At 69.5% G+C, this 23,797-nt stretch carries 20 protein-coding genes; 6 read left to right on the top strand and 14 right to left on the bottom strand.

Translation table 11 applies throughout. The features are described from left to right. Window position 1: 1 nt before the first annotated feature. Both ABZX61_RS29705 and ABZX61_RS29700 read right to left on the bottom strand, forming a co-directional pair. Window positions 2-664 carry a hypothetical protein gene (locus ABZX61_RS29705; RefSeq protein ID WP_355199487.1) on the bottom strand — a complete coding sequence of 221 codons (663 nt, stop codon included), beginning with the start codon at window positions 662-664 and terminating at the stop codon, window positions 2-4. Between the two features lie 161 nt (window positions 665-825). Beyond that, window positions 826-1,602, bottom strand: a complete 777-nt coding sequence (locus tag ABZX61_RS29700) for a MerR family transcriptional regulator (RefSeq protein WP_355199486.1) — start codon at window positions 1,600-1,602, stop codon at window positions 826-828. A 416-nt stretch (window positions 1,603-2,018) separates the two neighbouring features. Here ABZX61_RS29700 and ABZX61_RS29695 point away from each other — a divergent pair, with 416 nt between their 5' ends. Together ABZX61_RS29695 and ABZX61_RS29690 are read left to right on the top strand one after the other, a co-directional pair. Next, a complete protein-coding gene (locus tag ABZX61_RS29695; protein WP_355199485.1) occupies window positions 2,019-3,602 on the top strand; it encodes an alpha/beta hydrolase in 1,584 nt (527 codons plus the stop codon). A gap of 101 nt (window positions 3,603-3,703) precedes the next feature. Further along, a complete protein-coding gene (locus ABZX61_RS29690; protein ID WP_355199484.1) occupies window positions 3,704-4,402 on the top strand; it encodes a uridine kinase in 699 nt (232 codons plus the stop codon). On the opposite strand, the gene ABZX61_RS29685 is transcribed toward ABZX61_RS29690, so the two are convergent. The 12 genes from ABZX61_RS29685 to ABZX61_RS29630 form a co-directional block, all read right to left on the bottom strand. Then, window positions 4,395-5,027, bottom strand: coding sequence for a GNAT family N-acetyltransferase (locus ABZX61_RS29685; protein ID WP_355199483.1), 633 nt, complete (start codon window positions 5,025-5,027; stop codon window positions 4,395-4,397). The two genes, ABZX61_RS29690 and ABZX61_RS29685, sit on opposite strands and share 8 nt — an antisense overlap. Before the next feature lie 6 nt (window positions 5,028-5,033). Then, on the bottom strand, window positions 5,034-6,200 hold the full coding sequence (locus ABZX61_RS29680) for a DUF418 domain-containing protein (RefSeq protein WP_355199482.1): 1,167 nt from the start codon (window positions 6,198-6,200) through the stop codon (window positions 5,034-5,036). 109 nt (window positions 6,201-6,309) lie between these two features. After that, entirely contained in the window at window positions 6,310-9,540 is a 3,231-nt protein-coding gene (locus ABZX61_RS29675; RefSeq protein ID WP_355199481.1) for a hypothetical protein, read from the bottom strand. A gap of 89 nt (window positions 9,541-9,629) precedes the next feature. Beyond that, a complete protein-coding gene (locus tag ABZX61_RS29670) occupies window positions 9,630-10,946 on the bottom strand; it encodes an oligosaccharide flippase family protein (RefSeq protein ID WP_350728141.1) in 1,317 nt (438 codons plus the stop codon). After that, complete coding sequence (locus ABZX61_RS29665) at window positions 10,939-11,742, bottom strand: polysaccharide deacetylase family protein (RefSeq protein WP_355199480.1); 804 nt, start codon at window positions 11,740-11,742, stop codon at window positions 10,939-10,941. Before ABZX61_RS29665 ends, ABZX61_RS29670 begins: the two co-directional genes overlap by 8 nt. Further along, window positions 11,739-12,680 (bottom strand): glycosyltransferase family 2 protein, encoded by a 942-nt coding sequence (locus tag ABZX61_RS29660; protein ID WP_355199479.1) that lies wholly within the window; start codon window positions 12,678-12,680, stop codon window positions 11,739-11,741. Before ABZX61_RS29660 ends, ABZX61_RS29665 begins: the two co-directional genes overlap by 4 nt. A gap of 11 nt (window positions 12,681-12,691) precedes the next feature. Further along, complete coding sequence (locus tag ABZX61_RS29655) at window positions 12,692-13,525, bottom strand: glycosyltransferase family 2 protein (RefSeq protein WP_350728138.1); 834 nt, start codon at window positions 13,523-13,525, stop codon at window positions 12,692-12,694. A 141-nt stretch (window positions 13,526-13,666) separates the two neighbouring features. Continuing rightward, the gene (locus ABZX61_RS29650) at window positions 13,667-14,797 is read right to left on the bottom strand and encodes a GNAT family N-acetyltransferase (RefSeq protein ID WP_350728137.1); all 1,131 of its coding nucleotides are present in this window, start codon (window positions 14,795-14,797) and stop codon (window positions 13,667-13,669) included. Beyond that, entirely contained in the window at window positions 14,794-15,156 is a 363-nt protein-coding gene (locus ABZX61_RS29645; protein ID WP_350728136.1) for a hypothetical protein, read from the bottom strand. Before ABZX61_RS29645 ends, ABZX61_RS29650 begins: the two co-directional genes overlap by 4 nt. 286 nt (window positions 15,157-15,442) lie before the next feature. Beyond that, complete coding sequence (locus ABZX61_RS29640) at window positions 15,443-16,987, bottom strand: sigma-70 family RNA polymerase sigma factor (protein WP_355199478.1); 1,545 nt, start codon at window positions 16,985-16,987, stop codon at window positions 15,443-15,445. Window positions 16,988-17,105: 118 nt separating this feature from the next. Beyond that, a complete protein-coding gene (locus tag ABZX61_RS29635) occupies window positions 17,106-18,878 on the bottom strand; it encodes a substrate-binding domain-containing protein (RefSeq protein ID WP_355199477.1) in 1,773 nt (590 codons plus the stop codon). Between the two features lie 192 nt (window positions 18,879-19,070). Next, window positions 19,071-19,709, bottom strand: a complete 639-nt coding sequence (locus ABZX61_RS29630) for a hypothetical protein (RefSeq protein ID WP_355199476.1) — start codon at window positions 19,707-19,709, stop codon at window positions 19,071-19,073. Window positions 19,710-19,826: 117 nt separating this feature from the next. On the opposite strand from ABZX61_RS29630, the gene ABZX61_RS29625 reads away from it, so the two are divergent. From ABZX61_RS29625 to ABZX61_RS29610, 4 genes are all read left to right on the top strand, one after another. Further along, window positions 19,827-20,645 (top strand): DUF4184 family protein, encoded by an 819-nt coding sequence (locus tag ABZX61_RS29625; RefSeq protein ID WP_355199475.1) that lies wholly within the window; start codon window positions 19,827-19,829, stop codon window positions 20,643-20,645. After that, window positions 20,638-21,450, top strand: a complete 813-nt coding sequence (locus tag ABZX61_RS29620) for an RNA methyltransferase (protein WP_355199474.1) — start codon at window positions 20,638-20,640, stop codon at window positions 21,448-21,450. Before ABZX61_RS29625 ends, ABZX61_RS29620 begins: the two co-directional genes overlap by 8 nt. Window positions 21,451-21,526: 76 nt before the next feature. Continuing rightward, complete coding sequence (locus tag ABZX61_RS29615) at window positions 21,527-22,321, top strand: cyclase family protein (protein WP_355199473.1); 795 nt, start codon at window positions 21,527-21,529, stop codon at window positions 22,319-22,321. Window positions 22,322-22,334: 13 nt separating this feature from the next. Further along, entirely contained in the window at window positions 22,335-23,738 is a 1,404-nt protein-coding gene (locus ABZX61_RS29610; RefSeq protein WP_355199472.1) for an MmgE/PrpD family protein, read from the top strand. Window positions 23,739-23,797 lie beyond the last annotated feature (59 nt).

Genomic DNA, 23,797 nt, shown 5'->3' with positions numbered 1-23,797 from the left:
GTCATCCCTTGGCCATGGAGTCCAGCAACCAGTTGTAGCGCAGGCGCAGTGCGCGCTCCCAGGCCGCCGCGGCGGCACCGAGCGCGAGTGTGAAGTTGAGCCAGGCCGGTAGACGGATGGGCGAGGTGAAAGTCCCGAAGCGCTCAGTTACGGGGGGAATCTTAAAGGCCACTTCGATGAGCTGCGGGATGAGGAGAAGCAGAGGGATGACGAGCAGGATCAGCGAGAGGAAGCCGATCCAGCGGCTCAGTACGGGGTGCGCGAGGTCGAGGTGCGCGCGGCGCCCTTCGCTGGAGCTCCGGTCCGGGATGAGCTGGTGCTCGGTTCCCTCGTCGGTGACGTAGTGGCAGCGCTTGAGGCCGAAGGCTGACGCCGCTACTTCGATCGTGCCGCCCTGGACGGGAAATGCGGCAGGGAGTTTGGACTCGGCGTGATGCTTGCCGTCGAGGTACAGGTGGGCCTTACCTTTGCCGTCGTCGGACATAAACCGCTGCACATGGTTGACGTCGATGGCGTAGACCACCTGCCGGCCATCATCGTTCTTCAGCGGAAGATAGAACAAAGCCCGGGAAAGTGGCTGCCACCAGCGGAAACGTCTGAGTGAACGTCCGTTTCCGAGCTGGACCCGTTGCACGGCCCGGCTTCTCCGCCATTCCTTGAACATCTCTGGCTCCACATCATCATTCGGAAAGCGCTCGGCAACATCGAGATCCCTGCGCGGTCTCTTCGGGGAGGGAGAAGCGACCGGCTTCGGGGGCGATGGGATGCACGGCTACCGGGGCCCTGGAAGGACCTTTCTCGGTGGCTGCGTCTTCTCCTGCCGCACTACTGGCCGCGCGGTTCGGCGTCGTGGGCAGCGCCGTGTCGGGGTGTGTCGTCGTTCGCGTCCGTTGCCTGTTCGAGGAGGACGTTCAGGCGCTGCAGGACTCGTAGCTGTGCGGGGTTGTAGAGCTCCACCACCGCGTGGGCCATCGTGCTTTCGGCCAGCTCCGCTCCTCGTGGCGAATCAGCCACCGGGTCGTTCGACCACGGGTGCTCTTCCCGCATCCTGCGGACCAGCGGCAGAATTCGCTCGGCAAGCCGGTCGACCGTGGCATCGTCGGTGTCCGGGGGGAGGGCATCGAACTCGTCACCGAGGTCGTCGCGCACGGCGACTATCTGACGGAACTCCTCCATGCCCTCCTCGCTGAAAACCGTCGAAAAGATCATGAACAAGGACTGGTTCGTGTCGGAGAGGTCTTGAGAGAGGGGAGCGAATTCGGGCGGCACATGCATCGGTGCGCGATGACGCAAAATGACAGCCAGCTCCGCACGCACCCGATTGAGCCGTTCGACCGTCGCCGCCAGCTCGGCATCCAGCATCCGGATCGCCTCGTCCGGCTCCTCGTCGGCCCGTCCTAGCGCCGCGATCCGGGACAGCGGCACCCCAAGATCGCGCAATCGCTTGATCTGCAACAGCCGGATCAGGTGCGAGACCTGGTACTGCTTGTACCCGTTGGCCGCGCGCTCGGGCACATCCAGCAACCCGATCTCGTGGTAATGCCGAATGGCCTTCACCGTCGATCCCGTGAGATCGGCAAGTTGCCGGGTGCTCCACGCCATTCTCCGCCCCCTCGTCGTCTGCGGCTGTGCGGGTGCCCCACGCCACGCGGCCCTTACGACAAGTCCACACCATGCCCCAGGGGCACAGTCAAAAAACGGGCCCTGGACATATCGCGCGCGCCCAAGCGGGGAGCGGGAACGCCAGAAGTCGGGGCTGTGCGTGGCACCCCTTGACCGTGCCCCAAGGGCACGCTGTTAGCTCGGTGTCGCAACCAGCACGACCAGGGGAGCTGCACGACGCCTGGCCCTGCGGTTCCGTCGCGAGCCGGTCGAGTGTCCGTGGCTGACCAGCCTGGAGCCACGCGTCCTGACCGGTGACGAACTCGCGGCCAGAGCGGGGGTGCCGCGCATCGGACGTGAGCCTGCTCGGCCCTCCTCCCCAGTTGACCATCACCTCCGACAACGGGAGAAGACACATGCCATATCGCAAGAGACCGGCCGCGGTCCTGGGCGCCGCAGCGCTGACGCTGCTGCTCGGTGCCTGCGCGGGCCAGACCGGCGGCCAGACCGGCGGCCAGAGCGGCGTGCAGGCAGGTGGGCAGGCGGGTGGCCAGGCTGTCGAGGCCGGCACCGGCCTGGACCGCTTCTATGGACAGAAGCTGGCGTTCAAGCCCTGCGATCCGCAGTTGCCGCCAGGCGTGCCGGCCGTCAAGGCCGAGTGCGCCCGCCTCAAGGTGCCGCTCGACTACCAGAATCCGAAGGGCAGGCAGGCGGAGATCGCGGTGCTCCGCGTGCCCGCGCGCGGCAAGGATCCGATCGGGTCGCTCGTGCTGAACCCCGGCGGTCCCGGCTTCCCCGGCACGGAGCACGCGGCCGTGACCGCCGCCGTGTGGGGGAAGTCGCCGATCATCGAGCGCTTCGACCTGGTCGGGTTCGACCCGCGCGGCGTCGGCGCCTCGACGCCGGCGCTCGACTGCTACACCGATGCCGAGCGCGACCGCGGCGCGAAGCTCTCCTCGATCCCCGCCGGCATCGACGACTGGACCAGGGAGGAGACCCGCCGGCTCGTCGAGCAGTGCGCCGAGCGCTCCGGTGGCATGCAGGTGCTCGCGCACGTGGGCACCCGCGACGTGGCGCGGGACATGGACGTGCTGCGTCAGGCCCTGGGAGACGAAAAGCTCACCTACGCGGGCAGCAGCTACGGCACCCGGCTCGGCGCCGTGTACGCGGAGATGTTCCCCAAGAAGGTCCGCGCGCTGGTGCTCGACGGGGCGTTTGACCCCTACGCCGGCACCTACGAGCGGCGCGTCCAGCAGGCCACCGGGATGCAGGCCTCGTTCGAGCGCATGGCCGCCTCCTGCGCCACCCAGCAGGATTGCCCGCTCGGCACCAACCCCAAGCGCGCCACCCAGGCCTTCCAGAGACTCGTGCGACCGCTGATCGACAAACCGGCCCGTACGTCCGACGGGCGCGGGCTGACGTACGAGCAGGCGGTCGAGGGGGTGACGGCCGCGATGTACAGCAAGGCGCTCTGGCCCGTCGCGATCACGGGCATCGCCGAGCTGAAGGCCGGCAAGGGCGACACCCTGCTGAAGCTGCGCGACACCTACCACGCGCGGAGAGCCGACGGCGGCTACCCCGACTCGCTCGAGGCCACGATGACGATCAACTGCCTGGACGAGGAGCGCCACACGCCGAAGCAGGAGACCGCACTGAACCGGGCCTGGTTCAAGGCGGCGCCGTTCACCGACCCCGGCCGTCCGTTCAAGGAGGCGCGTGACGGCTGCGAGTACTGGCCCGTCAAGCCGACGCTCGGCTACCCCTACGCCACCGACATCAAGGACCTGCCCGACACGCTGACGGTCTCCGTCACCGACGACCCCGCGACGCCGCACGAGGGCGGCATCAACCTGGCCAAGGCCCTCGGCGGCAGCCTGCTCACCGTCGAGGGCGAGCAGCACGGCGCCCTCCTGGCCGGCAACGCCTGCGTCAACGACGCCGCGGCCGCCTACCTCATCGACCTCAAGTCCCCGGCCGACGGGGCCCGGTGCAAGCTCTGAGTAGGTGAGAACAGCTGTCCGCCGGGTGACCTTCGTACGTTGGGGGAAATGCCCGTGGATAGGGTGTGCTGGTGGGATTCTCTGGTGCTTCTGGTGCGCGGGTGCAGCATTCCGTCTCTACGTGGCAGCAGCCCTGCCCGGCCCCGGCCTCACCGGAGCGTTCCGCGCTGGTGGCGCGGGTCGTCGAGCGGGTGCTGGCCTGCGGCGGCGGGCGGGTGCTGGTGGGGATCGACGGGTTCACCGCCTCGGGCAAGACGAGCTTCGGGCACGAGCTGGCCGAGGAGATCGTCAAGGCGGGGCGGCCCGCGCTCCGCGCCACCCTGGACGACTTCAAGAAGCCGTGGAAGGACCGGCACCTCTACGACCGCGAGTCGGGCGAGGGCTACTACCGCAACGCCTACGACTATGAGGCGGTCAAGAGGCTGCTGCTGGAGCCCGGCCGGTCCGTGGAGGCGGTGTCGTGCGCGCTGTGCGGCATCGATCCGCTGACGCAGATCGATCATTCCGGGACGACGACGCCGCTGGCGGCCGACTCGGTGGTGGTCGTGGACGGGGTGTTCGCGTTCCGGCCGGAGATCGACAAGTACTGGGATCTCCGGATCTGGATGGACGTGGACGCCGAGCTGTCGGTACGCAGAGGCGCCGAACGCGACCAGGACTGGGCCGGGTCGGAGGCGGAATCGATCCACCGGAACCGGTACCTGGTCGCCGAGCGCATCTACCTCGAGGAGACCGACCCGCTGAGGCGGATGGACGTCGTCATCGACAACACCGTCTTCGACCGGCCTCGCATCAGGTGAGCCCGAAGAGCGGCAGGCAGGGCTCCAGGCCGTCGATCCGCACGGGGACGGGGTCGGTGAAGTCGTCCCGGCCGAGGCGGAGGCGCTGCTGGAACGCCCGCTTGCCGCGTACCTCGTCCACCATCAGCCCGTCCGGCCGGTAGCCGAGCTTGCGGGAGACGCCCAGTGAGGCCGGGTTGTCCAGGTACGCGCTGGAGACCGCCGTCAGGGCCCCGAGCCCCTTGAAGGCCAGGTGGAGGACGGCGGCGCGCATCTCCGTGCCGAGGCCCTTGCCCTGATGGGCGCGGCCCAGCCACGAGCCCGTGTGCACCTCGCGGGTGACCCGGAAGCCGTGCCCGGACAGGTCCTGGGTGCCGATCACCCGTCCCTCGTGGACGACGACGAAGTTGCAGCACCACCGCTCGGGCTGCCACCGCGAGATGAGGCCGAGCTGGTACCGGACGACGTTCGCCGGCAGCTCGTCGGCGGGGACGTCCGTCCACGGCACGCCGAACGGCATCACGTCCGGATCGTGCACGCCTTCCACGGCCCGGTCGGCCAGCTCGTCGAGATCGTCCAGAGAGGGCATGCGCAGCTCGAGGCGGGGCGTGGTGAGGCGGAGGTTGAACACGGGCCAGTGGCGCATAGCCCGTCATTTCTCCACAGCGTGGCGTGCCTGGTGCGGGCGGCTGGGGCCTGGTTTGCGCCAGTACGTGAGGAAGCGCAGGAGCCATTCCACGGGCCCGTACCGGTGCCTCTTGAGCCACCAGTGGCTGTAGAAGACCTGGCAGACGAAGACGCCGAGCGCGATCAGCACTTCCAGCGGCGGGCTGACCCGGTCCACGAGCGCCAGCCCGTACCCGGTGAAGATCAGCGAGCAGATCAGCGACTGCGCCAGGTAGTTGGACAGCGCCATCCGGCCCGGCGCAGCGAGCGCCCGGGCGATGCGCGGCATGTACGGCAGCAGCCGCAGGAACGTCGCCGCGTACGCCGCCGCCAGCAGCGGGGCCGTCACCAGGTCCACGGCCTCGCCCCAGAACTTGTGCATCGTGCCGTGCCAGGCCGACGTCGTGTAGATGAAGGCGCCCGCGAGCCCGACCGTGAACCCGGTCCACTGCAGCTTGCGCAGCGTGCCCGTGTGGGCCGACAGGTCGCGCATGACGCCCAGCTTGCCGACCGCCAGGCCGATCAGGCACGCCGCCAGCACCGCCGGGCCCTGGAACAGCACCCGGAAGACGATGATCAGCGACAGCTTCCTGAGGTGCTCGGAGATGATCTGCAGGGCGGAGGCCGCCAGCGCCGTGTCCGCCTTGGTGGCCTCCGCGGCCGAGTCCGCCACCGTGCCGCCCATGTCCAGGCCGAACGTGGCGAGCAGGGCCAGCAGCACGAAGCCGAGCGCGAGCATCGCGGTCAACATGACCGCCAGCACCACCGCGGCCTTGGGCCGGAGCTTGCGGAAGATCAGCAGGGCCAGGCCCACGGCCGCGTACGTCGTCAGGATGTCCCCGGGGAACAGCAGCACGGCGTGCGCCAGCCCGATCAGCAGCAGCCCGGCCAGGCGGCGCAGGAACATCGGCCCGAACGGGCGACCCTGCCGCGCCGCCGAGTCGACCTGGAGGGTGAAGCTGTAGCCGAACAGGAAGGAGAACAGCAGGTAGAACTTGTTCTCCACGAGCAGCGTCACGGTGAACCGCACGGTCCAGTCCAGCGGGGACTGGAAGGCGGGTTCGGCCATCCCGGCCATCCGGTAGCCGGAGGCCAGGAAGGCGATGTTGACTACGAGGATGCCCAGGAGTGCGAAGCCTCGTAAGGCATCCACAGAAGCGATCCTCGCAGCCGCGAGTCGTGCGTTCGGCATGGCGGGAAGCGTCTCCTGTGTCCTCATATGGAGAACATCATCCCGTACAAGCTGAGCGTTTCCTGTGAATTCAGTTATTTTGTGCGATATAGATGAATCGCTCGATGATCACCGCTAGCGCGACCACGAAGGCGGGCACGGCGAGGAAGAGCAGGCGCTTCCTGGCCTTGCGTGCCCGGTTGGGGCCGTTCAGCCGGATGACCTCGTACGCGAAGAGCGAGACCCATGTCACGGCCAGCGCGCCGATGCCCACGGGCGTCCACGGGGTGGTGGGGTCGCCGCGTCCCTTGTACGGCTGCGGTTCGGGGATCTCGGTGCCCCGGACGAACTTCTTCCAGGTGTAGAGGGCCGCGTCCTCGTTGGAGAACACCCGCTTCAGGTCCGGCGAGGCGTCCAGCGCCGCGCGGAACTTCGTCCCCCAGTCCTCCGGGAAGCCCTCGTTGAGCTGCAGGTAGCTCACCTGCCCGCGGCTCACGATCAGGTACGAGTTACGCGGTTGCTCCTTGAGCGCCGCGATCGCGTCCGCGACCTGCGTCGGGTCCTTGTGCACCAGGGCCTGCACGCCGAAGTTGACCAGCTCGACGTCCTTCTCGCCCCACGGCAGGGTCGGCGTGACCTCCGGCCCCGTCTTGGGGACCAGGTAGAGCACCTTGGCGCTCGGCTTGTCGTGCTGGTAGACGTAGTGCAGCGCGGCCACCTCACCCACGGTGACCCGCTCGAACTTCTCGTTGCCGTACCTGGCCAGCAGGAACGCGAACGCGAACAGCACCGCGAAGCACGCCGCGAGCACGACCGAGAGCTTCTTGGTGAGCTGCGGGTTGAAGCGCACGTTCCGCTTGCGCAGCGGCACGGTCTCCTCGCGCACGTCCGCGCTGTCGGCCGGCAGGTTGGGGAAGAACGCGTACGCGGCCAGCAGACAGGCCCCGGGCAGCGCGAACATGTAGATCCGCAGCCCGATCTCGCCGCCGTAGCTCTGCAGCCCCAGCGCCAGCACCGGCACGCAGAGCAGGATCAGCGCCGACCGGTCGAACACCCCGCGCCGGAACCGCCGGAACAGCCCGGTGGCCGCCAGGCTGAGGATCACCACGAGAATGCCGAGCCGCGCCTGCAGCACCAGCGCGTGCGCGGGGTCGCTGCCCTCGATCCGGTCGCCAGTGCTGTTGCCGATGTTCTGCAGGATCCGGCCGAAGCCGCCGAAGATGGCGCCGATCTGGCTGGACCAGAAGCCCACCGTCATGTAGCTGATCCAGGCCAGCACGAGCAGCCCGAGGAAGAACGGCAACCCCCAGGTCAGCGACGTCCGCTTGAAGATGAGGAACGCCGTCACGACCCCGAGCATCATGAACGGGGTGATCTGGTGCGAGGCCACCGACGCGACGAACAGCGCCAGCAGCATCATCAGCATGAGCAGCTTGTCGGCCCGGTACGTGCCGGTGTTGGCCAGCTCGCCCGGGGTCATCGCGTCCAGCTTGCCGAGCAGCTTGCGCAGGCCCTTGGGCGGGATCGGCTTCGTCCGCTGTTCGACCCGTCCGAACCATCTGAGCAGGATCGCGATGAACGCCAGGTACAAGGCGAACGTGAAGCCCTGCGGCGAGAAGTAGTCCTGCCCGATCCACTGCACCAGCACGAACAGCAGCGCCGCGAACCACCGCGCGCGCGTGGTGGCCACGACCTGGCGCAGGATCAGCACGAACGGGAGCAGGTAGAGCAGGTTCGAGACGAGCGGCGTCCACTGCAGGATCGGCGTCAGGTCGGTGATCCCGGCGGCCTTCGTCACGAAGGCGAACAGCGCGAAGAAGCCCGGCCAGCCCATGCGGGCGTCGATGCTGATGGCCGACTCGCCGGTCCTGCTGATGAACTCCACGAAACCGGCGTGGATGTACGCCGTGGGGAAGCGCGGCGCCGTGGCCACCAGCGCTCCCGCGCCGTGCAGGGCGAAGGTGATGGCGGCGATCTGGAACAGCAGGAGGAACTTGCGGTCGGTGCTCTGGGCGACCGTGACGAAGAACGACACGATCATGATGAGGATGGCGATGAACGCCGTCGTCGGGAGGGCCGAGATCAGGCCCAGGCCGTCGATCTTGTTGGGGTCCACGCCGCGCAGGGGTCCTGGCGCGACCTTGAGGGCCAGGATGTACATGACCAGGCCCTCGAGGACCAGCAGCACGGGCAGCCACTTGGGCGCACTGGCGACCAGCGCGCCGATCCGACCGCCGAGCGTGCGCGGCTTGCCGGGGGCCGCCTGAGGGGCCGGTTGGGGGGTCGCCTGCTGGGGCGGGGCCTGCTTCGTCGCGACCTGGGGGGCCGCGGGCTGCGGGGGCGCGGTGGGCGGGGCGGTGGGCGGGGCGGCGGCGGGCATGGGCGAGGCTTGCGGCGCCTCCACAGGCGCGGCAGCCGACCCACTCGCGGCCGATCCACTCGCGGCCGACCCGCCGGCCGACGCGCCGGCGGCCGAGCCGCTCGTGGCCGACCCACTCGCGGCTGACGCGCTGGGGGCCGAGCCACCGGCGGGCGTCGCTCCGGTGGGCGTCGTTCCGGCCGGTGCTCCTCCTCCGGAGGAGGGCGCCGAGGCAGGACGGACTATCGGCACGGGCACGGTCCCGGCGGCCGCGGTCTCGGTGACGGGCCGCTTGGCAGGCGCCGCACCCTTGGCAGGCGTCTTCCCGGGCGCGGCGTCCTTGGCGGTGCCGGGCACGGCGGTGCCGGACTTGCCGTCCGGCCCCTTGGCGGGCGCTTCGGCCGGCGACGCGCTCTTGGCGGACGCCTTCCCGGGCGCGGCGTCCTTGGAGGTGCCGGGCGCGGCGGGGCTGGAGGTAGCGCCGCTGGGCGTGGTGGTGCCGGGTTCGGCGGCGGTGTCGGGCTTCGTGCTCGTCGCCTCCGCCGATGCGCCACGTTGCCCATCGCCATCGCCATCGGCCCGCGCCCCATCGGCAGGCTGCGGCCCGCTCGCCGGCTGAGGCCGGATGTCCGCCTTGGCGTTCGCGGCCGCCTTCCCGTCACCGGTCGGCTGCGGCCCGCTCGCCGGCTGCGACCGCAGTCCAGGCTTGGTCGCGGAGGTGTCAGCGGGTGGGGCGGTCTGCGCCGGGGTGGTCACCGTGCCCGTCGCGTCCGGGTCGGCGGCCTCCTCCACCGTGGGCGGGTGCCCGATGTGCAGGGCGGCCGGCAGCCGGATCATCGTCGTCGTGTCCGAATCCGGCTCGGCGTCCTCCGCAGGCGGGTCCTCCGCAGGCGGGCCCTCCGGGGGAGCGGTGTCGAACGTCAGCTTCGGGATGACCCCGGTCGCCTCCGGATCGAAGGGCACGTCTGACTCCTCCTTGTCTCCGCGCACCTCCCCTCGCACCTCCGAGGAGCTTGCCACGCCATCGCCGTCCCGTTGCTTCACGTTGACCATCATGCGGCCCCGGACGACCCCTGGGTGACAACCGGCGTACGGGTTTCGCCGAACTTGAGAATTTTACGTAGATTCCCGAAGATCAAAACTGCCACGAGAAGTTCGCTGAAAAGCAGCCCGTACCCCACCGCGTTCACACCCGCGTACGGGAACAGCGCGACGGTGGACACCAGCACGAGCACGGCCAGCCCGATCTGCACGGTCGCCAGCGTACGGGCCCGGCTCTGCGCCCGCAGCGCGCTCAGGTAGACCTCGATCAGCACCCGCGGCAGCACGGCCAGCGACATCAGCCGCAGCAGCGTCGTGCCCTCGGCCGCGAAGGCCGAGCCGAAGATGGTCAGGATCAGCGGCGCGGCCAGGATCGCCACCGCGATGATCGGGGTGACGATCATGAAGGCCCGCCGCAGCGCCCGCCGGCAGTTCTCGGCCAGTTTGGCACGGTCGAAAGAGCCCTCGACGGTCAGCGAGACCGCCATGTTCATGGCCAGCAGTTCGATCATGCTCGCGAGTGTGTGCGCCATCGAGAAGCGGCCGAACGTGGCCTCGCCCACCTGCGTGGCGACCACCACGGGCACCAGGTAGACGATGCCGAGAATGGACAGCGTCCCCGGGAAATCCCCAGCTAGGAACCTTCCAATTTCGCGCAGCCGAGGAGGCTCCTGCTCGGCGTCGCTCTTCTCCACGTGTCTGGGCACCACGACGGCGAAGATCAGCCAGTTGACGGGGATCAGCGCGAGGGCGGTCGGGATGACCCACGAGACGAAGATCCCGCCCGACGGCAGCGCACCGGCCAGCGCGACCAGCAGCCCCATCTTGACGATGCCGAAGACCAGGTTGTTCAGGGGCACGAACGTGGCCCGCCGCAGCCCGGTCAGCACCACGTCCTGGAGCGTGAAGACGGCCCACACCAGCACGGACGCCAGGAAGAACAGCCCGGGCCAGAAGCCGCTCAGCACCGAGTACGTCTTGCCCCACATCGGCAGCGTCAGCAGGAAGCCGAGCGCCGCGACCCCGCCCGTGGCGGCGGCCAGGCCGTACCCGCGCAGGGCCAGCTCGGGGGTGCGGCGCCCGGCGACCGGCAGGAAGCGGGCCAGCGCGCCCACGAACCCCAGCGCCGTGAGCGACGCGAACAGCCGCATCGCCGTGATCACCGCCTGGCCGCGGCCGAACTCCTCCGGGGAGTAGAGGCGGGCGGCCAGCAGCCAGTAGCCCATGCCGAGCACGCCGGTGACCACGGTGTTCGCCATGAGCGCGTAGCCCTGGCGGAACAGCGGGTTGCGGAGGTCGTGGAGGATCTTCCCCCAGACGCTAGACATTTCCGCGCACCCGCTGCAGCCCGTACCTCGTCCTGCGCACGACCGCGTACCCCTTGGTGAGGATGCGTTCGCGCAGGTAGATGAGGGGTACGGCGTTGCCTTCGACGGCGCGCTTGAACATGCTGATGGTCGTGTGCTTGCCGACCGTCAGCCGGGGGATGGCGAGCATGTCGTGCCGGTCGGCGGCGATCGTGTTGCTCACGGCGCAGGCGGCGAAATAGCCGGCCTTGCGCACCTCGCGGCGGACACGGGCGCTGGAGTAGCCGTAGGGGTAGGCCATGGTGGCGACCGGCGCGCCGATCTTCTCCTCCAGCAGGCCCTTGTTCTTGCGCAGCTCCTGCCGCAGGTCCTCGATGCGGAGCTGGTCGAGCTGCGGGTGGCTGTGGCTGTGGCCGCCGATCTCGATGCCGGTCTGGGCGATCTCGCGGGCCTGGCCCCAGGACAGCATGTCGTCCAGCGGCCGGCCCGCCGCGTCCTTGCCCGCGTCGGACACCCAGCCGCTGGTCAGGAAGACCGTGGCCGGGAAGTTGTAGCGCTCGAGCAGGGGCAGGGCGTGGCCGTGGAAGTCGGCGTAGCCGTCGTCGAACGTCACCACGATCGGCTTGTCCGGCATCGAGCGGCCGGTGGTCTGGTTGAGGGAGGCCACGAGGTCGGCCAGGGTGAGCGGGGTGAAGCCGCTCTCCGACAGGTACGCGAGCTGCTCGGCCAGGTCCGAGGGTCGCACGGAATGCGGCTTGGTCTCGTCGTTGGGCGTGTCGGTGACCGAGTGGTACATCAGGATCGGGATGCGGGTCATGATCGTGCCGCCTTCAGCCGTACGGAGCCCACCACGTAACCCCAGGTCGTCCAGGCCAGCCCGATCACGATCGCGGCGGCCCGGCCGAGCCCGCCCACGTCGCCGCGGACGGCCTCACCGACCCCGCGCAGCGCGCCGAGCGGCAGCGTCTTGAGCGCGTGCGCCCGCTCGCTGGCCAGCCCGTCCTGGGTGCCGACCTCCTTCGTCACCAGGGCCTTCGACAGCCCCTCCGCGTAGCACCTGGATCTGAAGTAGGCGAACCGTTCGCGCTGCTTCGACACCTTGTGCCCGATCACGGCACGCGGCTCGAACAGCATGACCGAGCCGGGCTTGCGCTGGCTCAGCCGGATGCAGAACTCCGTCTCCTCGCACCCCAGCGGACGCGACTTGCGCCCCTGCACGCTGCGCCCGATGCCGCTGTGGAAGCCGCCCACCTCGGACACGACGTCGCGCAGGAACGCGGCGTTGCCGCCCATGACGTTGCGGATCGGCGCGCGTACCGCGGGCATGCCGCGGTACGTGCAGCCGACCGTCCAGTCGAACTCGTACGGGAACCACCGCGGGCGTCGCTCGGACGCCCACAGCGGATCCGTGCGACCCCCGACGCCCACCACACCGGATTCCTGGAAGCCCTCCTCCAAAGCCTCCAGCCATCCGGCGTCGGCGACCGCGTCGTCGTCGAGGAACGCGACAATCTCACCGTTGGCCGTGGCCACTCCGGTGTTCTTGCCCCCCGACAGCCCTTTCTCATGCGTGTTCTCCACCACAATGGCCTGCGGATACGCGCGCTTGAGCTTGAGATGCAGGTCGGTGTTGTGGTCGACCACCAGGATCAGCTCGTGTGCCGGGCTGGTCTGGTTCTCGACCGACTCGATTGCCTGCCTGATGTCCTCCCACCGCTCTTCGGTGTAGACGCAGATGACAACAGACGTGTTCACAGCGTTCCTTCTTAAGCGACGCCTCGGTCAGCGGCAGGAGTGGCGGTCGGCTCAGGCTGAGCGGGAGCGGGCTGGCGACGCCACTCCCTCAGGATGGTCTTGAGCACGCGGAAGCCATCTCGTACGGCGTGCAGGTTGCTCTCGCCGTGGATGCGGTTGCGCTCGTGGCTGGGCACCTCGTGCACCTTCAACCCGGCCTTGGCCGCGCGCACGTTCATCAGCGTCTCCACCTCGAAGCCGTCGCAGTCGAGGTTGAGCGCGTCGAGGTGACGGGCCCAGAAGGCGTTGTAGCCGTAGCACAGGTCGGTGTACTTGGTGTTGTACATGACGTTGACCATGCCGGTGAGGACCTTGTTGCCCAGCCGGCGGTTCAGCGTCAGGTCGTCGCTGCCGCCCCCGGAGGCGTAGCGCGAGCCCTTGACGAAGTCGGCGCCCGTCACCAGCGCGCCCACGAAGTTGATGATCTCGCGTCCGTCGGTCGAGCCGTCGGCGTCGATCATGACGATGATGTCGCTCGTGCACGCGGCAAAGCCGGCGGACAGGGCGTCACCCTTGCCCTTGCCGGTCTGCGTGACGATCTTCACGTTCGGCCGCAGTCGCTTGGCCACGGCAACCGTGTCGTCGACGGAGTTGCCGTCGACGAGCACGATCTCGTCCACCCACTGGGGGATGGTGGCGAAGACGTGCGGCAGGTTCTCGGCTTCGTTCATCGCCGGCACGACCACACTGACCGTCGGCGAAATGGCCAGGTGCGGGGTGACGGGCGTGAAGCTCGAAGGGGGCGGCATCGACCGCAAGGGCGAGGCTTGCAGTTTGCCGTTGTGCTTGGCTATCTCGGGACTCATGGCGAGGGAAATCCTTCCGGGACCCCGCCCTGCTGCGGTCCGGTCGCGGCCACCCCCGGGTGCTGCGGGAATGGCGAAGCCGGTGAACGGTGCATTGAAGGGTCCTGTGCTGTGAGGGTGTCTGCCGGGACTTGGGAGCGCTCAGCGTGCTCCCGTTGGTTCTTTGACTACTCCGTTGGGTGACTCCTGCTGCTGCATGGAGGTGCGCACCCGACCGAAGCCCTTGAGGACACGGTCGGCCGCCCTATAAAGAGACGGTCGGTCCATGACAATTGTTCGGGCTTTGTTGAAAGGAGTTCGGCCCATCCAGTGAACGGCCGCGGCGGCGGACGGTCGCGAGATGCGGCCTTCGGCAACGTACAGGACCCCGCTCTTCAGCCAGTCTTTGTACTCCTTGCCGCCCTTGCCCATGTCCACCATGTGCAGGCCGTCGTTCGCGGCGGCCTCGGCCATCTGCAGATGATGGACGATGCCCGGCGAGTAGCGACCGAACTCGGTGTCGTAGGCGGGGAACCACCCTACAAGCGTGGTGGCCGTGCGGAGGCCGAAATGTCCGGCTACCGGGACGTCCCCGGCATAAAGCATGGTCAGGACGCCCCCGAAGTCCGATGACTTTTCGGCATGCATCATGTCCGTCAATTCGACGATCCACGGCTGGGCGAACCTGTCCACGCGGCCAGTTCTTCGATACTGGTCGGACTTCCAGTTCAGCAGCGTGCGGAGCACCTCGGGGTCGGCCGAAGCCCACTCGAAGCGCAGCTCGCCCTGCTCCCTGCCGAGCTTGCGCTCCTTGTAGCGGACGGTCTTGAGGTTCTTGGGGGAGTTGGTCTTCACCTGTTCGATCCAGGCGTCGTACCCGGCGGTGAAGTCCATGACCGGCGCGGGCCGGACATCCTGCTCGTACGGGGCGAAAGTGGGCTGCCCCGCCACCAGGTGGTCGAAGTCGAACACGCTGAGCTTGCAGGCCCGCAGCAGGGCCTTGGCGTCGAGCTTGAGGTCCGGGCCGGCGATCAGGCCGTGGCACGTGGTGAGGAAGCCGCCGAGCGGCTTGCCGATGCCGAAGCTGTGCCGCTCGTACGGGAAGAACCCCACGATGCCGCTCGCGTCGGAGATGACCGCCACCCTCACGTAGTCGCGCAAGCGGTCCATCGCCACGGCGAACTCGACAGACAGGAACGGGTTGTCCAGACTCGGGTCGGCCTTCTGCAGCTCCCGCCATCGTGCCCGCTCGGAGTCCCCGAGCTCTCTGGGCCGAACTACCTGGATGTTCACCTGGCCCCCTGTTGGGTCTGCATGCTCTTCCCCCGGTACAACACGCGAAGCACGTACATGAACCCTCCGAGCACGGCGACCGTCGCGACGCCCGCCCGGGGCGACCACGCGCCGAAAAGCAGCATGGCCTGAGCGAGGAGCACGTTCAGCACGAGACTTGCCGCGGCTCCTACTGATAGTGCGGCAAGGGGGTCACGATCACGCAACAGTCCCACCACTGCCGCCCCTGGGACGACGAGAAGGAACAGAGAGATCAAGAACGGGCGCAGCGGTGTCTCTATGTCGAACAGCGCGACGACCGCTCCCGCTATGCAGGCGAGCGCCAGCAGCCAGGCCAGCGCTCTCCGGTGCTTGAGCATCTCCCTTTTCTCTCCTGCTTCTGCTGGTTAAAGCACGATTGATCGCAGTTCATGGGACCAATCTGCGCCAGGACACGTCAATGCCGACGCTTGAGGACGCATCCCGGTTTACCGGCAGGCAGAGATTTCTCGTGTGATGTTCAACACACGGTCAAGTGACTCCGGCCCGGACGTGGCCCCCAAGCACACCAGAATGCCCTATGTGACCGAGGTTCTTCGAGCCAGGGTCCGATTTATCCGGGTTTGTTGGCAAGAAAAGTTGATCTACTCCGGCTTGGCGTCCGTTTTACCCCTCCAGCGTCTCCGTATTCTCGGCCGACGCGGTTACGGAGGGTGACGGAGTCGGTTCGCTGGAGTTCGTCGGCTCGTCGGTCGGGTCGGACGTCTCGGGACCGTCGCCGTCCCAGGACAGCGAGCAGCTCGCGCTCCCGCCGTTCGACGTGAACGCGACGCGGCCGCGGCCGGCGGCGTTCGGGTCGACGATCGTGACCCAGATAGCCACCGACCCGCCCGCCTTGATCGACCCGCTCGCGGGGAACACGTCCAGCCCCTGCGAGGCGGTCGCCACCCACGAGACCGTGGCGTTGCGGGCGCCGAGGCCGATCTTGGCGGCGCCGTCGATCGCCTTCGGGCAGGAGGTGCGGAGCCGGGCGCCGGGCGCGGGCCTGCGGCGGGTGGGCGTCGGCCCGGCGGCGTGCCGGGCGCTGGGCCGCTCGACCGGCGTGGCGCGGGTGCCGGGAGTGCGGCTCGGGGTGGGGGTGGGGGTGAGGGCCGGCGTGAGCTCGTCCTCTTCCGGTGAGGGATCGGGCGACGGGCTCTCCTCGCTCGGGTCGAGCGAGGCGGCGGGGGAGGAGGGGGAGGGCGCCGACCGCAGAGGCGTGCCGGTCGAGACGTCGCGGCCGTTGATCACGACCATGGCCCCCGTCGCGGCCAGCACGCACGCGCCCGCCAGCAGCACCGGCGCCAGGCGGCGCGGCCTGCGCCGCCGCGAGCGGTTCTCGACGGCCACGGGGAACCCGGTCCGGTCGAAGCTGTCACCGCGATCGGTGATCAAGGTGCGAGTCTGGTCGCGCTCGGGGTTGACGCACGTGTCGATCACCCGGCGGCGCAGCGAGATGGGCGGGTACGCGACCGGGACCAGGTCCAGGAGCCTGGCCGCCGAGACCTGCCGGTGCCGGCCCTCGGTGCACACCTCGCACCCGCCGATGTGGCCCGACAACCTCCGCCGCAGCAGCGGGGTGAGCGGGCCCTCGCACCCGTCCAGCATCGCCGACAGGTCGGGGCAGTGCGCCCGGCCCGTCCTGGCCAGCACCACGGCCGCGGCGGCGTTCTCCAGCTGGTCGCGGGCCCTGGTGAGCCTGCCGGTCGCCTGCCGCGAGGTCAGCCCGAGCACCGCGCCGACCTCCGCCGGGGTCAGCCCGTGGCGCAGCGACAGCTCCAGGACCTCGCGCTCGTTCCTGCTCAGCTCGCCCAGCGTCTCGTGGACGAGGTCGGTCAGCTCGGGGTCCCCCTGCGCCTCGAGCTCCGGCAGCGGCACGCCGTCCACGGGGGTCCGGCGGGACATCCTGGCCCGCACCTGGAACCTGGTCAGCGCGTACAGCCAGGCCCGCATCCTGGCCGGCTCCTTCAGCCGGTGCACGCACCCCTGCGCGGTGACCAGGGCGTCGTGCACGGCCTCGACGGCCAGGTCCTGGGCGAAGGAGGCGGCGTAGTCGTGCAGCCGCTCGCCGTAGCAGTCGTACAGCTTGGCGGGAGCGCCGGTATCCGCGCGCCGCAGAGCCTCGAACAGCTCATGATCCTCGGCGCGACCGACGGACGGCCATCCAGGCACGAATTCCTCCCCCGCGGGTAGAACGGGCTCTCAAGCCCCACGCGGAGAGGACGCGGCCTCATTGTGACGGGTTCGCCCCTTATGCCCATCGGGCATAAGGGTGCACCTTGCCCGCCTCTCAGCCGTCGCAGCCCGGCATGCAGAGGCGGCGTTCCATGCCCTGGAGGAAGAAGTCGCGCACCTGAAGGACGTTCTTGGCGATGTACGCCTCGCCGCCCGCGGCCTTGGCCAGGGCGTCCATCTGCTGCTTGCCCTTCTCGGCCTCCGGGCCGAAGGCGATGAGCAGGATGCTGATGGGCCGCTTCGGGTTGTAGGTCTTCTTCAGGAACTGCAGGATCTCGCTGTTCTTGACGCCGCCGTCCGGGTCGTCGTTGCCGGCGCCGTCCGTGAGGACCAGCAGCGTGTTGATCTTGTCTTCCTGGTACGTCTTCGTCAGCTGCGTGTACGCGGCCTTGATCGTGTCGTTCAGCCCGGTGTCGCCCGTGGGCTTGGCCTGGATCGAGGCGAACGCCTTGCCCAGCATGTCCTTGCGCAGCGTCCCGTTGACCGACTCGCTGACCGGTCCGATGGAGACGAGCTCCTTCCAGTCCTTGCCCTGTCCGTCCAGATGCGTGGAGAACGTCCACAGACCCAGCTCGGAGTCGGCGGGGAACAGGCCCAGGCCCTCGGTGGCGATCTTGTTGATGGCCTGCATGCGGGTCATGCCCGTACCGGGGACCGGCAGCGCCATCGTGCCCGAGACGTCGAGCAGCGTGAGCAGGCGGCTGCCGAGGTTCAGCCGGGACCAGGTCTGCACCATCCTGGCCACGGTCTTGCCGTCCGGCGGCTCCAGCGCGGTCGGGGTCTCCTGCTTGAAGCCCTTGTCCGTCGCGAGCGCGTCGCCCGCCTTGCCGTCCGTACTGCGGAAGCCCGCGTCACGCAGGGTCTTCTTGGCCGACTCCGTGGCGAGGTCCTGCTTGAAGTCCGCCGCCGCCTTGAGCACCGCCGGGTCCTTGGTCAGGACCGTGACCGGGTAGTCGAGGTTGAGCGTGCCTTCCTTGGGATAGAGCGCGACCACCGGCGCTTCCGGCTTCTTCGCGTTGTGGGCGTAGATGGCCTGCTCGGAGGTGACGCCGATGGGCACCCTGCTGCCGGACTTCACGGTGAGGCTGGCCAGCAGCGCCGTGGGGTCGGAGGCGAGCTGGCCCGACAGCTCCTTCATCGCGCCCACCAGCGCCTTGTCCAGCCCGGCCTCCTTCGCCGTGCCGGCGGCGGCCAGCAGCGCGGCCAGCCCGGCGGAGTTCTTCTGCGGGTCGAGAGCGAGGACGCGGACCTTCTTGCCCGGTCCGTCCACGTTGGCCACGTTCGCGGCCGAGATCATGGCGGCCCAGCTCGGCTGGAGGGCGCCGCTCAGCTTCGACGCGAACGACTTCGCCGTCGCCAGCACCACGGGCGAGGTCGCGATCGACCCCTCGATCTGCGGCAGGGCCTGGCCGGCCGGGGTGTTGCGCAGGCTCTCCATGAGGAGGCTGGAGTCCGCCACCCAGAAGTCCGCCTTGGCCTTGCCGGCGGCCACCGCGTTCGCGGTCCTGGCCGCGGCCTCCTTGGCCACCGTCACCTCGACGCACTTGCTGTCGATCGAGTGCATGGCCTTGTTGTAGTTGCCGGCGACCTTGTTCAGCGCGGGCTGGATGTCGGGCGTCGCGACGACCCGCAGCGCCAGCTTGCCGCCCGAGCAGTCGTGGTCGCGGTTGAAGATCACGAACGCGGCGACACCGAGGAGCACGGCCAGCGCGACGGCGCCGGCCAGCGGTACGAGAACCCTGCCGCGGCCGTTCGACCTTCTGCGGGCTGGGGGTGGTTCGTGCGCTCTGTATCCGCCATCAAGCTCGTCTGTGCGGTGTCGCCCCACGATGTCCTCTTAGGTGTGCTTGAGACCTTCCGGAGACCCTAGCGGGAGATGCTCCGCAATACTCCGGGAACGATACTCGGTGTGGCGAGTGCGGGAAAACAGCCCTTTTGGTGCGGTGATTACCCTGTGTGGGTGGTGTTGGCCGCGTGCGTGACGGTTTCTGAGAGATATGCATGATCGGCGAATCGGGGGCTAATGGCAGCACTGATGGCCGCGCCACGCCCGGCTTCCCTCCCGTACGGCGACCGCCGCCAGCACCACCGCCACGGCCGGATCGACCCACCACCACCCCAGCGTGTTGAGCCACAGGCTCGCCAGCACCCCCGCCGCCATGGCCGCGCAGATGAGGTTCTGCGTGCCCTCGCCGGACGTGGCCTCCGACGCCAGGCGCGCGCCGAGCCGCCGCTTGGCGATCCCCAGCGCCGGCATGCTGACCAGGCTGAACGTCGTCACCACGATCCCCAGCACGCTCGGCGTGGCCCGGTGCCCCGCGTCCAGGTCGTGCGCCACGTGCAGGACGAGGTACGGCGCGAGCAGCCAGAAGCTCACCGCGACCGCCTTCCTGGCGGTGTTCTCCGCGTTCGGCGAGAGCGTGCGGGCGCCGGTGAACCGCCACACCACGATCAGGCTGGCCGCCGCCTCCACGAACGCCGACAGCCCCCAGCCGATCAACGCCAGCGAGTGGGCCGCGAAGCCGGCGGCCAGGCCGAGCGTGCTTTCCACGCTCAGCCAGACCAGGGTGGCGACGGAGAGCGACCGGGCGGCGCGGGCTGCGCGCAGCCAATCGGCTGACGCGGCCGGACGCTCATGAATCCGCTGGTCAGGCACCATGACCCCCCGCACTCCCGGCTATCCGGCCGTCGACAGCGATACGTACCGTACCCATTACAGACAGTAGCGTAGTTTCGTCCGGGCAAAGGATGGTCAAGCTTGCCCGCATAATGAGCGTTGATCGCCAGGTCGCGAAGGTTGCCCGGAACGCCGAGGGAGGGCCGGTTGCCGTTCACGCCCAGTCATATGGCCGCGATGGTGCCGCTGATTTCGTCACAGCGCGTACGCAGGTTCGCCGATCCGTGGGCGATGGCGTTGGGGGCGATGGTGCCCGATCTGCCGATCTTCCTGCCGTTCCTGCCCGACTACGGCAACTGGCACTCCTGGCTCGGTGTCGTCACCATCGACCTGGCCGCCGTGCTGGTGCTGCTGCCGCTCTTCCACGGCGTCTTCAGGGACCCGCTGATCTCGCTGCTCCCGTCCTCGCTGGCCGGCCGTGCCGCGCTCCTGGCGCCGTCCCGGCTGCGGCTGCTCCCCATGGCGGTCGGGGGCGTGATCGGCGCGGCCAGCCACGTCCTGTGGGACTCCTTCACCCACTCCACCGGCCCGGTGGAGTGGGGCGGCTGGCTGGCGGTCTCGGTCATGGGCGTGATCAGGCTCTTCCGGCTGTTGCAGTACGTCTCGTCCGTGATCGGCCTGGCCGTCGTGGTGTGGTGGGGCTGGCGCCGTCTGTCCCGGATGCCCGCGGCCCCCGTACCGGAACGCCTGCGGATCGCCCCGCGCGTGCGTGCGGTCGTCATGACGCTGTGCTCGATCGGCACGGTGGCTGGAGCGTTCCTCTGGCCCCTCGTGGACGAGCCCGTCCCGCACCTGGGCCTGCCCAGCGTGATCACCAAGACGGGCGCCGGAACGTTGATCGGCCTGTGCCTGGTGCTCGCCTGCTACGCGGCGGTCTGGCAGGTCAGGCGGCGCATGGCAGTATCGGAAGGTGCTTGAGTACGTAACCGACGCCGACGACCCCCGCCTGTCCGACTACACCCGGCTTCGGGACGTGGAGCTGCGCAAGAGCCTGGAGGCGTCGCGCGGCCTGTTCCTGGCCGAGGGGGAGAAGGTGATCAGGCGGGCCATCGGCACCGGCCACCCGATCCGCTCGGTCCTGACGACGCCTCGCTGGCTGGCCTCGCTCGAGGACGTCCTGGGCGACGCGACGGTCTTCGTGGTGAGCGAAGAGATCATGTCGGGCATCGTCGGCTTCCAGGTGCACCGCGGCGCCCTCGCCTCGATGGAACGCCTCCCGCTCCCCGCCGTCGAGACCCTGCTGAAGGGCGGCGCCCGGCGGCTGCTCGTGCTGGAGGACCTGGTCGACCACGCCAACATCGGCGCCATCTTCCGCAGCGCCGCCGCCCTGGGGGTGGACGGGGTCGTGCTGTCTCCCCGGTGCGCGGATCCGCTCTACCGGCGGGCGGTGAAGGTGTCGATGGGGGCGGTGTTCTCGATCCCGTACGCGCGGATGGACGACTGGTTCGGCGGGCTGGCGCAGCTGAGGGAGGCGGGCTTCCAGACCCTGGCCCTCACTCCGGACCAGGAGGCCACGCCCCTGGACACCGTCGAGCTGGCGGACCGGGTCGCGCTGCTGCTCGGCGCCGAGGGCGACGGGCTCTCCTCCCACTGGCTGCACGAGGCCGACCGGGCGGTGTGCATCCCGATGAGCCGGTCGGCGATGGCGGCGGGCGTCGACTCGCTCAACGTGGTGGCCGCCGCGGCCATCGCCTGTCATGGGTTGATGCGATCTGCGGGCTGATTAAGTCGGTTTTGTCCGTCTTGTGTACTGTCGAGACGCTGTTTTCATGATCGGAACATAAGGAGAGCCGTCCAAGATGTCCTTGTGGAAGGCGCTGGAAGGGGCGCGTGTCCTTGATCTCGCGCAGCCGATGCGCAAAGGCATGCCGCAGTCACCGAACCACCCCCCGTTCCGGATGGCGCTGGAGCGCAGGCACGGCGACATGGTCAGGCCGGACGGCGGCTCCGCCGCCAACGAGATCATCGTCACGGGCGGTCACGTCGGCACGCACGTCGACGCGCTCGCGCACGTCTCGCAGGAAGGGCTCCTGTACGGCGGGCGGCCCGCGTCCGAGGTGATGTCGCACGAGGGGTTCGGCGCGCTCGGCATCGACGCCTTCGAGCCGTACGTGGGCCGGTGCGTCCTGCTCGACGTGGCCGCCGTGCACGGCGTGGACACGCTGCCGGCCGGCTACGAGATCACCGCCGACGACCTGTCGCGGGCCGCCGGCGACCTGGAGATCCGCGCCGGCGACGCCGTGCTCATCGGCACCGGCTGGTCGCGGCTGTGGTCGTCGGCGGAGGAGTTCGTCGGGCAGCGGGGCGGCGTTCCCGGGCCGGGCGTCGAGGCGGCGCGCTGGCTGGCCGAGCGCCGGCCGCGCGTGGTGGGCGGCGAGTCCATCGCCTTCGAGCACATCGCGCCCGGTCGCGGGCATGCCACGCTGCCCGTGCACCGGATCATGCTGGTGGAGTCGGGCATCAACATCGTGGAGACCATGCGGCTGTCCGAGTTGCTGGACTCGGGGGCACGCGAGTTCGTGCTGGTGCTGAACCCGCTGCCGGTCGTCGGCGCCACCGGCGCCCCCGTCCGTCCGCTCGCCGTGATCGACTGACCTGAGAGGGATCATGACAACCCATGTCCAGCGGCTGGCCGAGTTCGCAGTCGCCTGCCGTGACAAGGGCGTTCCCGACCGGGTGCGCGACGATGTGACCGGACGGGTGCTCGACGTGCTGGGCAACTGCCTGGCCGCCCACGCCGAGCCGGAGGGCGACGCGGGACCGGCCGTGCTGCGGGCCGTACGCCGGTGGGGCGGCATCGAGGAGTCGAGCGCGATCGGCAGCGGCGACCGGCTCCCCGCGCCGGCGGCGGCGCTGGTCAACGGCACGCTGGCGCACGCGCTCGACTACGACGACACGCACTTGCCGTCGGTGCTGCACCCGAGCGCTTCTGTGGTGCCCGCCGCGCTGGCCGTCGCCGAGGCGACCGGGGCGAGCGGCGCCGCGCTGGCCGCGGCGATCGCGGCGGGCGTCGAGGTGTGCAACCGCCTCGGAATGGCCTCCTACCTGCCGGAGGCGCGCAATTCGCTCTTCTTCGAGAAGGGCCAGCACGCGACGTCCATCTGCGGCACGCTGGGCGCCGCGGTCGCGGCGGGGCTGCTGTTCGACCTCACGGCGGACGGCATCGCGCACGCGGTCGGCGTGGCGGCCAGCATGGGCGCGGGCGTGATCGAGGCCAACCGCACGGGCGGGACGATCAAGCGGGTCCACTGCGGATGGGCCGCGCACGCGGGCGTCTCGGCCGCGGTGCTCGCCCTGGAAGGCGTGACCGGGCCGCCGACCGTGCTGGAGGGCCGGTTCGGGTTCTTCCAGGCCTGGCTCGATGGCCGGTACGACGACGCGGCGCTGCTGTCCGGCCTGGGCGAGCGGTGGGAGCTCCTGCGCACGGTCTACAAGCCCTACCCGACGAACCATTTCACCCACCCGGCCATCGACTGCGCCCTGGCGCTGCGGGCCGGCGGCCTGTCCCCGGACGACGTCGAGGACATCGAGCTGGGGGTGCCCGCCCCGGTGCTGCGCACGATCGCGGAGCCCAGGGAGGAGAAGACCGCGCCCAGGTCGCCGTACCACGCGAAGTTCTCCGGCCCGTACACGGTCGCGGCGGCGCTGCACGGCGGCGGCGGGCTCGGGCTCTCCCTGGACGACTTCGCCGCCCTGTCCCCGGAGCGGCTGGAGCTGGCCAAGCGGGTGCGTTGCGTGGCTGACGAGCGGGCGTCGGAGATCTTCCCGCGCGCGTTCGCGGCGGTGATGCGGGTACGGCTGCGTGACGGCTCGACCCTGGAGCACCGCGTGGACTCCTCTCGGGGCGGGCCGGAGCACCCGTTGACGGCGGATGAGCTGGGGGTCAAGTTCCGCGCCAACGCGGGACGGGCGCTGCCGCCGGACAGGGTGGACGCCCTCCGGGCGGCGGTCGGGGACCTTCCCTCGGCGCCTTCGGTGGCGCCGCTGCTCCGGCTGACCGTCGCTATGTGAAGTTGATCCCTCTCCTTCGGCGATCGGGCTAATGTGGTGATTCGACACGTCTGATCGCG

Source organism: Nonomuraea sp. NPDC003709 (genome assembly GCF_040610775.1).
GTDB lineage: Bacteria > Actinomycetota > Actinomycetes > Streptosporangiales > Streptosporangiaceae > Nonomuraea > Nonomuraea angiospora_A.
This window is presented reverse-complemented; position numbering and strand designations above follow the sequence as displayed.

Excerpts from the sequence above, each read along its gene's own strand:
- ABZX61_RS29610 (WP_355199472.1), top strand. The coding sequence starts at position 22,335 with ATGACAACCCATGTCCAGCGGCTGGCCGAGTTCGCAGTCGCCTGCCGT.
- ABZX61_RS29655 (WP_350728138.1), bottom strand. The coding sequence starts at position 13,525 with ATGAGTCCCGAGATAGCCAAGCACAACGGCAAACTGCAAGCCTCGCCC.
- ABZX61_RS29630 (WP_355199476.1), bottom strand. The coding sequence starts at position 19,709 with ATGGTGCCTGACCAGCGGATTCATGAGCGTCCGGCCGCGTCAGCCGAT.
- ABZX61_RS29695 (WP_355199485.1), top strand. The coding sequence starts at position 2,019 with ATGCCATATCGCAAGAGACCGGCCGCGGTCCTGGGCGCCGCAGCGCTG.
- ABZX61_RS29705 (WP_355199487.1), bottom strand. The coding sequence starts at position 664 with ATGTTCAAGGAATGGCGGAGAAGCCGGGCCGTGCAACGGGTCCAGCTC.
- ABZX61_RS29670 (WP_350728141.1), bottom strand. The coding sequence starts at position 10,946 with ATGTCTAGCGTCTGGGGGAAGATCCTCCACGACCTCCGCAACCCGCTG.
- ABZX61_RS29615 (WP_355199473.1), top strand. The coding sequence starts at position 21,527 with ATGTCCTTGTGGAAGGCGCTGGAAGGGGCGCGTGTCCTTGATCTCGCG.
- ABZX61_RS29685 (WP_355199483.1), bottom strand. The coding sequence starts at position 5,027 with ATGCGCCACTGGCCCGTGTTCAACCTCCGCCTCACCACGCCCCGCCTC.
- ABZX61_RS29700 (WP_355199486.1), bottom strand. The coding sequence starts at position 1,602 with ATGGCGTGGAGCACCCGGCAACTTGCCGATCTCACGGGATCGACGGTG.
- ABZX61_RS29645 (WP_350728136.1), bottom strand. The coding sequence starts at position 15,156 with ATGCTCAAGCACCGGAGAGCGCTGGCCTGGCTGCTGGCGCTCGCCTGC.
- ABZX61_RS29665 (WP_355199480.1), bottom strand. The coding sequence starts at position 11,742 with ATGACCCGCATCCCGATCCTGATGTACCACTCGGTCACCGACACGCCC.